The organism is Streptomyces flaveolus (assembly GCF_044765825.1).
GTDB lineage: Bacteria > Actinomycetota > Actinomycetes > Streptomycetales > Streptomycetaceae > Streptomyces > Streptomyces flaveolus.
The window spans coordinates 280,609-294,998 of the sequence record NZ_JBIWKU010000010.1 but is presented as its reverse complement, the minus strand read 5'-3'; the positions used below and the strand labels follow the sequence as shown (position 1 = coordinate 294,998).

Here is a 14,390-nt window from a genome sequence, read left to right as displayed (position 1 = left end):
GGGCGCGGTGCCCGGCCCCGGCCGGACGGGGCTACGCTGCCGATCATGCTTGTCGCCGCCGCTGTCTGCCCCTGTCCGCCGCTCCTCGTGCCGGAGGTCGCCGCGGGTGCCGCCCCCGAGCTGGACGCCGCGCGCGCCGCGTGCACGGACGCGCTCGGCGTGCTCGCCGCGGCCCGGCCCGACCGGCTCGTGGTCGTCGGCCCCGCGCCGGACGCCGGGCCCGAGACCTACCCGGCGGGCACGGGCGGCTCGTTCCGGGGTTTCGGCGTGGAGCTGGACGTGCACCTCGGGGAGGAGTCTTTGGGTGAGGACCCGCGGCCCGGGCTCGAGCTGCCGTACGGGCTCGCCGTGGGCGCCTGGCTGCTCCGGCGGACCGGGTGGGCCGACGCCCCGGTCGAGGGACTCGGCGTCGGGGAGCATCTCCCGGCCGAACGGTGTGCCGCCCTCGGCCGGGACATCGCCGCGCGGGCACCGCGGATGGCGCTGCTGGTGCTCGGCGACGCCAGCGCGTGCCGCACCCTGAAGGCACCCGGGTACCTGGACGAGCGGGCGGCGCCCTTCGACGCGGAGGTCGGGCGTGCCCTGGGGGCGGCCGACGTGGCCGCCCTCGCGGCGCTGGACGCCGGACTGGCCCGAGAGCTGAAGGTGTCCGGGCGGGCGCCCTGGCAGGTCCTCGCGGGCGCGGCCGAGGGCACGGCCCTCACCGGCGCGCTGCTGTACGAGGACGCGCCCTACGGAGTGGGATACGTGGCGGCCGCCTGGTCGTAGGGCACCGGACCGGGGGGCGGACGGGGTGGGGCGGACCGCGAACGGGTCGCCGTACGAACCGGGGACGAGACGTCGTGCGCACGGGAAATACGACGGCGGACGGCCGCGAAGCTGATCCGCTCCACGGCCGTCCGTCAATGTGCCGGTCGGTGTCCCGGTGGTGGGCCCGTTCACGCCGAAGCGCGTCCCGTTCGTGCCGAGGCGCGCGGGCGGGTCAGGAAGCCGGCGGCGGGCCCGCCGGCGGCGGCCCGCCCGGAGGCGTGCCCCCGGGCGGGGTGCCCGGAGTACCTGTGTCGTGGTCCTTGTGGGCGAGGCGGTCCATGGCGCTCTTGGCCTTGCCCGTACCCGACTGGATCCGGTCGCTGTACTTGCCCTTGGTCTTCTCGTCGACGGTCTTCGCCATCTTGTCGAGACCGCGGTCGATCTTGTCACCGTGCTGTTGCGCGAGGTCGGAGACCTTGCCCTTCGCCGGTCCCAGCTTGGCCTTCAAGTTGTCCATCAGACCCATGGTTCGCCTTCCCTCACGGGGCGGTCAGGTGCGGGCGCCCTTGTCGGCCTCGTTGTCGACGGCCTCCTCCGCGGACTGCTGCTTGGGGATCCCGACGCTGTCGGAGTCGGCGTCCTCCGCGGGTTCGGTCACCGCCGGTGCCGTCTCTGCCGTCTCTCCGGCGTCGGCGTCGGCCGGTCCGTTCGCCTCGGCCGCCTTCTCGTCCGCCGCGCTCCCGGGGGCCGGGGTCTCGGCCCGCGTCTCGGCGGCCGACGCTTCCTCCGTGGTCTTCGACCTCCGAAAAATCCGTGCAAAAACGCCCATATCAACTCCATACGTTACTCGTGCGGGCGAAATCCCGCGGCATCCGGTGCGTCCGTTCGCGCGGTCGCGGCCGGCGCCCCGGTGCGCCGGGGGTGAGAACCCCGCAACGGGCAACGAGCCCCGTCCGGCACCGTCACGTAACTCGTTCGAGAGCGGGGTGCGAGGTTTGGGAGACTGGGGCGGTGAGCAGCGCACCCCCCGCCCCCCGCGTCATCGCCGTCGTCGGTCCCACCGCGGCCGGAAAGTCCGATCTGGGCGTCTTCCTGGCCCAGCGACTGGGCGGCGAGGTCGTCAACGCCGACTCCATGCAGCTCTACCGAGGGATGGACATCGGCACCGCCAAGCTGACGCCCGAGGAGCGCGACGGCGTCCCGCACCACCTGCTCGACATCTGGGACGTGACCGTCACGGCCTCGGTCGCCGAGTACCAGCGCCTCGCGCGGGAGCGGATCGACGCGCTGCTCGCCGAGGGACGCTGGCCGATCCTGGTCGGCGGCTCGGGACTCTACGTCCGCGGCGCCGTCGACAACCTGGAGTTCCCCGGCACCGACCCCGAGACCAGGGCCCGGCTGGAGGAGGAGCTCGCGCTGCGCGGCCCGGGGGCGCTGCACGCGCGTCTGGCCGCCGCCGACCCCGGCGCCGCGCGGGCGATCCTGCCGAGCAACGGACGCCGGATCGTGCGGGCACTGGAGGTGATCGAGATCACCGGCAAGCCGTTCACCGCGAACCTCCCCGGCCACGACTCGGTCTACGACACCGTGCAGATCGGCGTCGACGTGGCCCGCCCCGAACTGGACGAGCGCATCGCGCGCCGCGTCGACCGGATGTGGGAGGCGGGGCTGGTGGACGAGGTGCGGGCGCTGGAGGCGCAGGGGTTGCGCGAGGGGCGTACGGCGTCGCGTGCGCTGGGCTACCAGCAGGTGCTCGGGGCGCTCGCCGGCGAGTGCACGCTGGAGGAGGCGCGGACCGAGACCGTCCGTGCCACCAAGCGCTTCGCGCGCCGTCAGGATTCGTGGTTCAGGCGCGATCCGCGGGTGCACTGGTTGAGTGGGGCTGTGGCGGATCGCACGGAACTTCCGCGGCTCGCGCTGTCGTTGGTCGAACGACCGGTTACAGCCTGATCACGTGATGGCATCGGGACGCCCCGGCCGTCATCGCGGCCTTCGGCGCCGTGCCATCATCGAGCTTCGATCGACCGAGTGAGTCCTAGTTGGGAGGGCGCGTGGCGATGGAGGCCGGCCCTCGTGACACCGCACCGAGCACCGAGCACGGCACCGCCGGCCCCGGCGGGGCGGAGCCGGACGGAGCCCGTCTGAGCCCCGACGGTCCCGACGAGACGCCGGACGGTGTGGCGGCCGACGGCCCCGAGCCCGACGAGATGTACGGGGACGAGGTCGAGGTGGAGCTGCGCCCGCAGCGGCGGCTGCGGATCTGGCAGCTCGCGCCCATCGTGTGCCTGGCCTCGCTCGGCTCCCTGATGTTCGCCTTCCCGCTCGCCTTCGACTTCGGCGACAGCGGGGCCGTGATCGCGATGCTGGGGCTGCTGATCTGCTCCTGCGCGGCCGGCTGGGGCATGATGGCCGCCCGCCGGGTCGGCCACACCTGGCCGGGCCTGCCGCAGCGCGGTTCGGGACGCCGTGCCGACTGGCGGGTGATCCTCGCGTACGTCGTCGCGGTCGCCGCCGTCGTCGTCCTCGCCGTGTGGCGGGTGGCCCGCCTGCGCGGCTGACGCCACCGCCCCGCCGATACCGCTGCGCGGACCTGCCACCGGTGCCGGTGGGCGGGCCCACGCGCGGCGCTGCCGTCCCGAGGAACGGAGCGCCCGTCGTCGTGTCGCCGGTACGCCGTACGATCGAGGAATGAGCACGCGGATCGCCTTCCTCAAGGGTCACGGCACCGAGAACGACTTCGTGATCGTCCCGGACCCGGAGAACGCCATCGACCTGCCGCCCGCCGCCGTCGCCGCCCTGTGCGACCGCCGCGCGGGCATCGGCGGTGACGGACTGCTGCACGTGGTGCGGTCCGCGGCGCACCCCGAGGCCAAGGACATGGCGGCCGAGGCGGAGTGGTTCATGGACTACCGCAACGGGGACGGCTCGGTCGCCGAGATGTGCGGCAACGGCGTACGGGTCTTCGCGCGCTACCTCCAGCACGCCGGCCACGTCACCGCCGGCGACCTCGCCGTCGCCACCCGCGGGGGCGTGAAGCGGGTGCACCTCTCCAAGGACGGCGACGTCACCGTCGGCATGGGCCGGGCGGTGCTCCCCGAGGGCGACGTCGAGGTGAGCGTCGGCGAGCGCAGCTGGCCCGCACGGAACGTGAACATGGGCAATCCGCACGCCGTGGCCTTCGTCGCCGACCTGGAGCACGCGGGCAGCCTGTACGACCCGCCGCCCTACCGGCCGGCCACGGCCTACCCCGACGGGGTGAACGTCGAGTTCGTGGTCGACCGGGGCCCCCGTCACGTGGCGATGCGCGTGCACGAGCGCGGTTCCGGTGAGACCCGTTCCTGCGGCACCGGCGCGTGCGCCGTCGCCGTCGCCACCGCCCGCAGGGACGGCGTCGACCCGGCGGCCACCGGCACCCCGGTGACGTACACCGTCGACGTGCCCGGCGGCACCCTGGTGATCACCGAACGGCCCGACGGCGGGATCGAGATGACCGGCCCCGCGGTGATCGTGGCCGAGGGCGAGATCGACACGACATGGCTGGAGGAGGTCCTGAGCTGAACCACAGCCCGGTCCATGACACTCAGTGCGAAAACGTAAACCCTCGGGCCCTCGCTCGAATGGGTGATCCGTTTCACGCTCGGCGAGAGGCGGTCGGCGGTACGTGATGGGCTCGATAGCATCAAGCACCGGCCCGGACGGGGGATCGATGCCATCCCCTGAGCCGTGTCCGCCCTGGGGCACCCCGTCCGCCGGTCCGTGCAGCCGGAGGTGCCCATGAATGCGGAGGCCGTGAATCCCGCGAGCCCAGGCCCTGTGACGCCGCCGGTCGCCGGTGCCGCCACACCGCCGGCGCCCCGCAGAAAGGCCCGGGCCCGGATCGACCTGCGCCGACTGGGCCGCGCCGCGCTCCTCGGCTCCGCCGCCCGCGACCGGCTGCCCGACGCGATCGGCCACGTCGTCGAGGCCCACCGCGCCCACCACCCCGACGCCGACATCGACCCCCTGCGCCGCGCCTATCTGCTGGCCGAGTCCTCGCACCGCGGCCAGATGCGCAAGAGCGGCGAGCCGTACATCACCCATCCGCTCGCCGTGACCCTGATCCTCGCCGAACTCGGCGCGGAGACCACGACCCTGACCGCCTCCCTCCTCCACGACACCGTCGAGGACACGGACGTGACACTGGACCAGGTCGGCGAACAGTTCGGCGCCGAGGTCCGCTACCTCGTCGACGGCGTCACCAAACTGGAGAAGGTCGACTACGGCGCCGCCGCCGAGCCCGAGACCTTCCGCAAGATGCTCGTCGCCACCGGCAACGACGTCCGGGTGATGTCGATCAAACTCGCCGACCGGCTCCACAACATGCGCACCCTCGGCGTCATGCGCCAGGAGAAACAGGAGCGCATCGCCAAAGTCACCCGCGACGTGCTCATCCCGCTCGCCGAACGGCTCGGCGTCCAGGCGCTCAAGTCCGAGCTGGAGGACCTCGTCTTCGCGGTGCTGCACCCCGAGGAGCACGCGCACACCCGGGAGCTGATCGCCGAGAACGCGGCCCGCGCGGACGACCCGCTCGCCGCCGTCGCCGACGAGGTGCGCAAGGTGCTCCGCGAGGCCGACATCACCGCCGAGGTCCTCATCCGGCCCCGGCACTTCGTCTCTGTGCACCGCGTCTCCCGCAAGCGCGGCCCGCTCTCCGGCGCCGACTTCGGCCGTCTGCTGGTCCTCGTCCAGGAGGACGCCGACTGCTACGCCGTCCTCGGTGAACTGCACACCTGTATGACGCCCGTCGTCTCGGAGTTCAAGGACTTCATCGCCGTACCCAAGTTCAACCTGTACCAGTCGCTGCACACCGCCGTGGCCCGCGCACAGGACGGACAGGTCGTCGAAGTCCTCATCCGCACCCACCAGATGCACAAGGTCGCCGAGGCCGGAGTCGTCGCGCTCGGCAACCCCTACGCCACACCGGCGGAGGAGCAGGGCACGGGCGACGAAGAGCGCGTCGACCCCACCCGGCCCGGCTGGCTCTCCCGGCTGCTCGACTGGCAGCGGGGCGCACCCGACCCCGACACCTTCTGGTCCACCCTGCGCGAGGACCTCGCCCAGGACCGGGAGATCACCGTCTTCCGCCCCGACGGCGGCACCCTCGGCCTGCCCGAGGGCGCGACCTGCGTGGACGCCGCGTACGCCCAGTACGGCGAGGACGCGCACGCGGCCATGGGCGCCTACGTCAACGGCCGCCTGGCCACGATGAGCACGGTGCTCCGGGACGGCGACACCGTGCAGCTCCTGATGGGGCAGGACCCCGCATCCGAGCCCTCCCGGGAGTGGCTGGAACACGCCCACACACCCGCCGCCCGCATCGCCATCCAGCGTCGGCTCGCGGCCCGTCCGGCACCGGCCGACACCGAGGAAGCGACCCGCGACCGGCCCTCCCCGCCGGCACCGGAGACGGACGCGCCCGCCCCGCGTCCGACCGCAGGCGGGCCGGCGGCCCGCCCCGCGCCCGCCGACGTGCTCGTCGACCGGCCCGGCGCGACCGTACGGCTGGCCCGCTGCTGCACCCCCGTACCGCCCGACGAGATCACCGGGTTCGCCGTGCGCGGGGGAGTGGTGACCGTGCACCGCGCGGAGTGCGCCGTGGTGGCGCGGATGAAGAGCGGGGGGCGCCCGGAGGTCGGCGTGCGCTGGGGCGAGTCCACCGAGTGCCGGGTCACGCTGCTCGCCGAATCGTTCGGCCGGCCGCACCTCCTGGCCGACCTCACCGAGGCCATGGCCCTCGAAGGGGCCGAGATCGTCTCCGCCACCGTCGAACCCCCCGACCGGCAGCGGGTCCGCCACAGCTACACCGTGCTGCTGCCCGACGCCGCCCGGCTCCCCGCCCTCATGCGCGCGATGCGCGACGTCGCCGGCGTCTACGACGTGAGCAGGGCACAACCGCAGCCGACGGGCGCCTGAGCCGCAGCGTTGCCGGGCCGGCCGTCGGGGAGCGGTGCCGGTACGGCCTGTCCATTCGGGTGCTCCGGGCGCGCGCCGTCGCCGCGGCGGACCCGCGCGCTGATAGCCGTGGGGGATGTTGCACACCCCACACACCCCGGCTTCCCGCCCCCGTGCGCTCACCCGCCGCCGACTCAGGGCCGCGGCGCTGCTCGCCTCGGCCGTCTCCGTCTCCCTGGTCGCCGCGAGCGCGCCGCCGGCCCCGCTGGGCGTCGGCGACCGGCTCTTCCCGCACCTGGGCAATCCCGGGTACGACGTGGCCGCCTACGACCTGTCCTTCACCTACTCCGGAAGCAACAGCAAGCCACTGAAGGCCGTCACCACCATCGACGCCCGGACGACGGCCGGCCTGGACCGGGTCAACCTCGACTTCGCCCACGGAAAGGTCGAGTCGGTCGAGGTCGACGGCGAGCCCGCCGACTTCGCCACGGCCGGCGAGGATCTCGTGGTCACCCCCGGGAAGCCGCTCGACGAGGGCGAGTGGACGCGGATCACCGTGCGGCACAGCAGCGACCCCGTGTACCCCGAGGACCGGCAGGGCGGCTGGGTGCGCACCGCCGACGGGCTCGCCATGGCCAACCAGGCCGACGTCGCCCACCTGGTGTTCCCCTGCAACGACCACCCCTCCGACAAAGCGCGCTTCACCATCCGCGTCACTGCCCCCGACGGGCTCACCGCGGTCGCCAACGGGCTGCCGACGGCCGTGGACCGGGCCGGCGGGTCGACCACCTGGACGTACCGGACCGCACATCCCATGGCGACCGAACTGGCCCAGGTCTCCATCGGCCGCTCCACCGTGCTCCACCGCACCGGCCCCCACGGGCTGCCCGTCCGCGACGTCGTGCCGACCAAGCACCGCGCGGCGCTCGAACCGTGGCTGAAGAAGACCCCCGCCCAGATCGCCTGGATGGAGGGCAAGGCCGGGCGCTACCCCTTCGAGACCTACGGCGTGCTCATGGCCGACGCCACCACCGGCTTCGAACTCGAGACCCAGACGCTGTCCCTCTTCGAGCGGGAGCTGTTCAGCGATCCCGACTACCCCCGGTGGTACATCGAGTCGATCATGGTGCACGAACTGTCTCACCAGTGGTTCGGCAACAGCGTCAGCCCGCACTCCTGGTCCGACCTCTGGCTCAACGAAGGACACGCCACCTGGTACGAGGCCCTGTACGCCGAGGAGAAGGCGGACCGGCCCATGGAGGCGAGGATGAAGGCCGCCTACGGCGCATCCGACCGCTGGCGCACGGAGGGCGGGCCCCCGGCCGCGCCCGAGCCCCCGAAGAAGGGCAGCAGGACCGGCATCTTCCGGGCCAACGTCTACGACGGCGCCGCGCTCGTGCTCTACGCCCTGCGCCAGGAGATCGGCGCCCCGGCCTTCGAGCGCCTCGAACGGGAATGGGCCGCCCGGCACCGGGACCGCACGGCGACGACCGCGGACTTCGTCCGCCTCGCTTCCGAGGTCGCGGGCCGTGACCTGGGCGGCTTCCTCGAGGGCTGGCTGTACGGCAAGAAGACCCCGCCGATGCCCGGCCATCTGGACTGGAAGCCGACGGCCGACAAGGCGCCGCCGGCCCCCAGGGGCAAGGCCCGCGGGGAATAAGCCGGTGACGAGACGGCCCGTGCCGTGCGACCATCTTGGGGACGGCGCGGCACGGGCCGCGGGAATCTCCCCTGCGGCTCGCGCGTTGTGCAGAGTGTTGCGGTACCAGTGCCGCGCGACACTTCCCAGCTACGTAAGGATCCAATGACCTCCTCTTCTTCCCCCTCCCAGGACACCAAGCGTCTCGCGCAGACCTACCCCGAGGGCCTTCGGGCCGATGCCCTGATGGAAGAGGACGTCGCCTGGAGCCACGAGAACGACTCGGAATGGGACGGCGAGCAGTTCGACCGCTCCGACCGCGCGGCTCTGCGCCGGGTGGCGGGCCTGTCCACCGAGCTCGAGGACGTCACCGAGGTCGAGTACCGCCAGCTCCGCCTGGAGCGGGTCGTCCTCGTCGGCGTCTGGACCACGGGCACCGTGCAGGACGCGGAGAACTCCCTCGCGGAGCTCGCCGCCCTCGCGGAGACCGCGGGCGCGCTCGTGCTCGACGGCGTGATCCAGCGCCGCGACAAGCCCGACGCGGCCACCTACATCGGCTCCGGCAAGGCCCTGGAGCTGCGCGACGTCGTCGTCGAGACCGGCGCGGACACCGTCATCTGCGACGGTGAGCTCAGCCCGGGTCAGCTGATCCACCTCGAGGACGTCGTCAAGGTCAAGGTCATCGACCGTACGGCCCTGATCCTGGACATCTTCGCCCAGCACGCCAAGTCCCGTGAGGGCAAGGCGCAGGTCGCGCTCGCGCAGATGCAGTACATGCTGCCGCGGCTGCGCGGCTGGGGTCAGTCGCTGTCCCGGCAGATGGGCGGCGGCAAGGGCGGCGGACTCGCCACCCGCGGTCCCGGTGAGACCAAGATCGAGACGGACCGGCGCCGGATCCGCGAGAAGATGGCGAAGATGCGCCGGGAGATCGCGGAGATGAAGACCGGCCGCGAGATCAAGCGCCAGGAACGCCGGCGCAACAAGGTGCCGTCCGTGGCCATCGCGGGCTACACCAACGCCGGCAAGTCCTCGCTGCTCAACCGCCTCACCGGCGCGGGCGTGCTGGTGGAGAACGCGCTGTTCGCCACCCTCGACCCGACCGTGCGCCGCGCCGAGACCCCGAGCGGGCGGCTGTACACCCTGGCGGACACCGTCGGCTTCGTCCGGCACCTGCCGCACCACCTGGTCGAGGCGTTCCGCTCCACGATGGAGGAGGTCGGCGACTCCGACCTGATCCTGCACGTGGTCGACGGTTCGCACCCGACCCCGGAGGAGCAGCTGGCCGCCGTGCGCGAGGTGATCAGGGAGGTCGGCGCCACCGACGTGCCCGAGATCGTCGTGATCAACAAGGCCGACATGGCCGACCCGCTGACGCTCCAGCGGCTGATGCGCATCGAGAAGCGGTCCATCGCGGTCTCGGCACGCACCGGCCGGAACATCGACCAGCTGCTCGCGCTGATCGACAGCGAGCTGCCGCGCCCGTCGGTCGAGATCGAGGCGCTCGTGCCGTACACCCACGGCAAGCTGGTCGCCCGCGCCCACGACGAGGGCGAGGTGATCTCCGAGGAGCACACCCCGGAGGGCACCCTGCTCAAGGTCCGGGTGCACGAGGAGCTGGCGGCGGAGCTCACGCCGTACGCTCCGGCGCCGCTCGCCTGAAGGCCGTGACGACCGAGGGCCCGCCCCCTGCCGACGCAGGAGGCGGGCCCTCGGCCGGTGCGGATCACTGACCGCCGTAGGTCCTGCTCATGTTCTGGTACATCGCCTCGGCCTCCGGGCCCAGCCGCGGGCCGGCCAGCCAGGTGTTCTCCAGCGGACCGATCGAGGTGTTCGAGACCAGCTTGGTCTCGCCGCCCACCACCCGGAACCAGCCGCCGCCGGACGAACCGCCGGTCATGGAGCAGCCGATGCGGTACATCGTCGGCAGCGACGGGCTCAGCGACAGCCGGCCGGGCCGGTCGACGCACTTGAACATCTCCAGGCCGTTGTACGGCGGCGCGGCCGGGTAGCCCCAGGCGCCCATGCTGCCGGCCTCGGCCGCGGACGGTGCGGAGAAGTCCACGTCCAGCGCGGCGCCCACCGTCTCCTCCAGCGACTTGCTGCCCTGCTCCGGCGTCACGTGCAGCACCGAGTAGTCGTACGCGGCCCCGTCGCCGCCCGTCTCCGAACCACCGTGGATCCACTGGTTCGAGGTCGACGCCCAGTCGGCCCACCAGGTGCCGTACGGGGCCATCTCGACGGACGTCGCGTCGGCCAGCTCGCTCTCCGACTTCCCGAGGTCGTTGTACGACGGCACGAAGGCGATGTTGCGGTACCAGCCGCCGCTGCCGCCCGCGTGCACGCAGTGACCGGCCGTCCACACGAGGTTGGACCTGCCCGGGTGGTTCACGTCCGTGACGACCGTGCCGGAGCAGACCATCGGGCCCTCGGGCGAGTCGAAGAAGACCTTGCCGACCGGGGCGGCGTTCTCGTGGTACGGCCGCTTCTCGGCCTCGGCCTCCACCGGCGCCGGCTCCGGATCGCTGACGCCCTGGCCGGCGGCGGCGTCCTGCGTCGTGACCGTCTTGTCGGCCTCCTTCGCGGACTTCATCCGCTCCGGCTTCCACAGGCCCTCGATCACCGGGTTGACGAAGTCCTTGGCCTCACTGAGCCACTTGTCCTCGTCCCAGTCCTTCCAGCCGCCGTCCCGCCAGTGGTCGACGTCGATGCCGTGCTCCTTGAGCCGGTCCGCGAGGCCGGCCGGGACCTCGACCCGGCCGTCGCCGCCGGCGCCGGCCGCCTGGGAGGTGCCGCCGCTCGGCCTGGCGTCGGCCTCGTCCTCGCCGGAACCGCCGCAGGCGGTCGCGGTGAGGGCCAGAGCGGTGACCAGCCCGGCGGCGGCGACTGCGGTGCGCCGCCGCCCACGCCGTGGCGCGGCGGACACAAGTGTGGAACGCATGGTGAGTCGACCCCCGTTGGATGTACGAACCTCATGGAATGCGCGGCGGGGTGCCGGCGACCGCCCGGCGCACCCCACCGCCCTGTGCTCAGTGCCCGGTCACTGACCGGCGAACTTGCCGCTGACCGCGTCGTACACGCCCTTGGCCTCCTCGCCCAGCCGCGGACCGGCCAGCCAGCCGGCCGTCACCGGGCCGATCGAGGTGTTGGACACGAGCGCCGGCTTGCCGTCGGAGCCCGCCGCGACCCAGCCGCCGCCCGACGAACCGCCGGTCATGGTGCAGCCGATCCGGTACATCGTCGGCTCCGAGGTGTTCAGCGACAGCCGGCCCGGCTTGTCCGCGCACTGGAACAGCTTCTGGCCGTCGTACGGCGGCGCGGCCGGGTAACCGGTCGCGGTGATGCTCTCGACCTGCGGCACGGCGGGCGCCTTGAAGTCCACCGGCAGCGCGGATCCGACCGTCTCCTCCAGCGACTTGCCGTTGCTGCCCTTCTCCGGCGTCACATGGATGACCGCGAAGTCGTAGGAGGCACCGTCGCCGCCCGTCGCACCGCCCTGCTCGATCCACTGGTCCGAGGTCTGCGCCCAGTCACCCCACCACACGCCGAAGGGAGCGACCTCCTCCTTCGTCGCGTTCTCCAGCTCGGCGGTCGACTTGCCGGAGTCGTTGTACGACGGCACGAAGGCGATGTTGCGGTACCAGCCGCCCTTCTTGCCCGCGTGCACGCAGTGGCCCGCCGTCCACACCATGTTCGACTTGCCGGGATGCGCCGGGTCCTGCACGACCGTCGCCGAGCAGACCATGGTGCCCTCGGGGGAGTCGAAGAGCACCTTGCCCGCCGTGGCGGCGTTCTCGTGGTACGACGGCGGCACGGCCTCGGCCTGCACCGGCTGCGGCTCCGGGTCGGTGACTCCCTGGTCACCGGAGATGTCGCTGTCGTCGACACCCTTGTCCGGCTCCTCGGCCTCCCGCATGCGGTCCGGGTCCCAGAGGTCCTCGATGATCGGGTTGACGAAGTCCTGGGCCTCGCGCAGCCAGTCGTCCTTGTTCCAGTTCTTCCAGGCGCCGTTCTTCCACTCGTCGACGTCGATCCCGTGTTCCTTGAGCTTGTCCTTGATGTGGTCCGGGATCCTGATCTCACCGTTGCCGCCGTCCGCCGAGGACGCGGAGGCCGAGGCGTCGCCGCCCGCCTCGGCGTCGCCCGACTCACAGGCGGTGGCGGTGAGCACGAGTGCGGAGACGAGTGCCACGGCGGCCGGCACGGGGGAGGTTCTGCGCCGCCCGCCCCTGTGCCCGCGCGTGGTGAACGACGGCCGTATGGATCGCATGGTGTTGACTCCCCCAGCTGTGAACGAGTGGTGCTGCGCACGCGCTTCTCGGCGCACCCGAGTCGGGTCCGCGAGGCCGGCACGGCGTCCTGGAACGGCACCACACACTATGCGGTCGCTGTGGGGGAGTTCCGACGGAACGGCAACGGTTGCGTCACGGCAAGGATCTTGAGGCAACCCGTAACCCGGTGAACGGCCGGGGGTTGGTAGCGGTGGGGGGCCTGCTGTCCGGACGCGGTCCCCGTACCGAGGGCGGCGACGAGGGCGACACGATACGCGACTCGCCTCTGGACAGCGGGAGGACAGGGAGCCGTGGCGGAAACCGCGTACGGGGAGTTGGCGTCCGAGTACGGGAGCGCCGGACGGGCCGCAGGGAAGCGCTTCGAGGGCGGGGCGGCCGCACGGGCGAGCGCCGCCGAGGGCGCACCGAAGCGACAGACGGCGCGCGAGTCCGCGGCCCGTACCTACGCGCGCGCCCTGCCGGTCGTGCCGGTCCGGGCGCGGGGTCTCACCATCGAGGGCGCGGACGGCCGGCGTTACCTGGACTGCGTCTCGGGCGCCGGGACGCTGGCCCTGGGGCACAACCACCCGGTCGTGCTGGAGGCCATCCGCAAGGTGCTCGAGTCCGGCGCCCCGCTGCAGGTCATGAACCTCACCACCCCGGTGGAGGACGCCTTCGTCACCGAGTTGCTGCACACCCTGCCGCCCGGCCTGGCCGCCCACGCGCGCGTGCGGTTCAGCGGACCGGCCGGCACGGACGCGGTGGCCGCCGCCGCCGGACTCGTCCGCGCCGCCACCGGACGGAACCGGGTGCTGACCTTCACCGACGCCCACCACGGCACGGCGACCGACGAGTTCGCGGCACCGGGTGATGCCGGCGGCGCACGGCTCGTACGGCTGCCGTACCCGCAGGACCACCGCCGCCCCCTCGGCGTCGGCGGTGAGAGCGGCGCCGAACTCGCCGCCCACTGGACCGAGTCCGTGCTCGACGACCGCCGGGCGGGGCAGGCGCCGCCCGCCGGGCTGATCCTCGAACCGGTGCACGGCGGGGACGGGGTGGTGCCCGCCCCCGACGCCTGGATGCGGCGCATGCGGCGGATCACGGCCGAGCGGTCCGTGCCGCTGATCGCCGACGAGACCGAGACGGGAGTCGGACGGACCGGAGCCTTCTGGGCCGTGGAGCACAGCGGGGTCACCCCCGACGTCCTCGTCCTCTCCAAGGCCATCGGCGGCAGCCTGCCGCTGGCCGCGGTCGTCCACCACGACGACCTGCACCTGGGCGACTTCGGTGCCGGTACCTTCCGCGGCAACCAACTAGCCCTGGCCGCGGGCACGGCGACCCTCGCCCACGTCCGCAGGCACCGGCTCGCCGAGCACGCCTCCACCCTGGGCGCCCGCATGCTGGCCCGACTGCGGGGTCTGGCCGAGGAGTTCCCCTGCGTCGGTGACGTGCGCGGGCGGGGGCTGATGATCGGGGTCGAGCTGGTGGCAGCGGACGGCGAGCACGGCGCATCCCGCCCCGCTGCCCCCGGGACCGCCGCCGCCGTCCAGCGGGAGTGTCTGCGCCGCGGGCTCATCGTGGACCGCGCGGGCCCGTCCGCGAGCGTCGTACGGCTGCTGCCGCCGCTGACCATCACCGAGGAACAGGCGACGGCGGTACTGGACCGGCTGGCCGACGCGGTCCAGGCCGTGGCCGCGGCCCCGCCACCCCGTACCGGTCATGCCCCGTCCCCCGGACCGGGCGCTCCACGCTGAGCCCCGCCGCACACGACGCCGCCCGACACAGCACGTCACCGAGGACCC

The 14,390-nt window shown here is 73.0% G+C and carries 12 protein-coding genes; 8 read left to right on the top strand and 4 right to left on the bottom strand.

Features of this window, described 5'->3' with window-relative positions:
• Positions 1 to 45: 45 nt before the first annotated feature.
• Complete coding sequence (locus ACIRG6_RS28385) at positions 46 to 768, top strand: class III extradiol dioxygenase subunit B-like domain-containing protein (RefSeq protein ID WP_403324959.1); 723 nt, start codon at positions 46 to 48, stop codon at positions 766 to 768.
• Between the two features lie 214 nt (positions 769 to 982).
• On the opposite strand, the gene ACIRG6_RS28380 is transcribed toward ACIRG6_RS28385, so the two are convergent.
• Together ACIRG6_RS28380 and ACIRG6_RS28375 are read right to left on the bottom strand one after the other, a co-directional pair.
• Positions 983 to 1,276, bottom strand: coding sequence for an antitoxin (locus tag ACIRG6_RS28380; RefSeq protein WP_403324958.1), 294 nt, complete (start codon positions 1,274 to 1,276; stop codon positions 983 to 985).
• 24 nt (positions 1,277 to 1,300) lie between these two features.
• Positions 1,301 to 1,579: a hypothetical protein gene (locus tag ACIRG6_RS28375; protein ID WP_403324957.1), complete on the bottom strand. Its 279-nt coding sequence runs from the start codon at positions 1,577 to 1,579 to the stop codon at positions 1,301 to 1,303.
• 182 nt (positions 1,580 to 1,761) lie between these two features.
• Here ACIRG6_RS28375 and miaA point away from each other — a divergent pair, with 182 nt between their 5' ends.
• From miaA to hflX, 6 genes are all read left to right on the top strand, one after another.
• Positions 1,762 to 2,700: a tRNA (adenosine(37)-N6)-dimethylallyltransferase MiaA gene (gene miaA, locus ACIRG6_RS28370; protein ID WP_403324956.1), complete on the top strand. Its 939-nt coding sequence runs from the start codon at positions 1,762 to 1,764 to the stop codon at positions 2,698 to 2,700.
• 107 nt (positions 2,701 to 2,807) lie between these two features.
• Positions 2,808 to 3,308 carry a hypothetical protein gene (locus ACIRG6_RS28365; RefSeq protein WP_364683425.1) on the top strand — a complete coding sequence of 167 codons (501 nt, stop codon included), beginning with the start codon at positions 2,808 to 2,810 and terminating at the stop codon, positions 3,306 to 3,308.
• Positions 3,309 to 3,438: 130 nt separating this feature from the next.
• Entirely contained in the window at positions 3,439 to 4,308 is an 870-nt protein-coding gene (dapF, locus tag ACIRG6_RS28360) for a diaminopimelate epimerase (protein ID WP_350723324.1), read from the top strand.
• Positions 4,309 to 4,524: 216 nt separating this feature from the next.
• Positions 4,525 to 6,702, top strand: coding sequence for a RelA/SpoT family protein (locus tag ACIRG6_RS28355; protein ID WP_364683408.1), 2,178 nt, complete (start codon positions 4,525 to 4,527; stop codon positions 6,700 to 6,702).
• A 115-nt stretch (positions 6,703 to 6,817) separates the two neighbouring features.
• A complete protein-coding gene (locus ACIRG6_RS28350) occupies positions 6,818 to 8,341 on the top strand; it encodes a M1 family metallopeptidase (RefSeq protein ID WP_403324955.1) in 1,524 nt (507 codons plus the stop codon).
• A gap of 144 nt (positions 8,342 to 8,485) precedes the next feature.
• A complete protein-coding gene (hflX, locus tag ACIRG6_RS28345; protein ID WP_318214724.1) occupies positions 8,486 to 9,979 on the top strand; it encodes a GTPase HflX in 1,494 nt (497 codons plus the stop codon).
• Positions 9,980 to 10,043: 64 nt separating this feature from the next.
• Here the strand turns inward: hflX and ACIRG6_RS28340 are convergent, their stop codons facing one another.
• Positions 10,044 to 11,258, bottom strand: a complete 1,215-nt coding sequence (locus ACIRG6_RS28340; protein ID WP_403324954.1) for a trypsin-like serine peptidase — start codon at positions 11,256 to 11,258, stop codon at positions 10,044 to 10,046.
• 99 nt (positions 11,259 to 11,357) lie between these two features.
• Positions 11,358 to 12,587, bottom strand: coding sequence for a trypsin-like serine peptidase (locus ACIRG6_RS28335; protein ID WP_364683414.1), 1,230 nt, complete (start codon positions 12,585 to 12,587; stop codon positions 11,358 to 11,360).
• A gap of 312 nt (positions 12,588 to 12,899) precedes the next feature.
• Here ACIRG6_RS28335 and ACIRG6_RS28330 point away from each other — a divergent pair, with 312 nt between their 5' ends.
• Positions 12,900 to 14,342, top strand: a complete 1,443-nt coding sequence (locus ACIRG6_RS28330; protein WP_403324953.1) for an aminotransferase class III-fold pyridoxal phosphate-dependent enzyme — start codon at positions 12,900 to 12,902, stop codon at positions 14,340 to 14,342.
• The last annotated feature ends 48 nt before the right edge of the window (positions 14,343 to 14,390 follow it).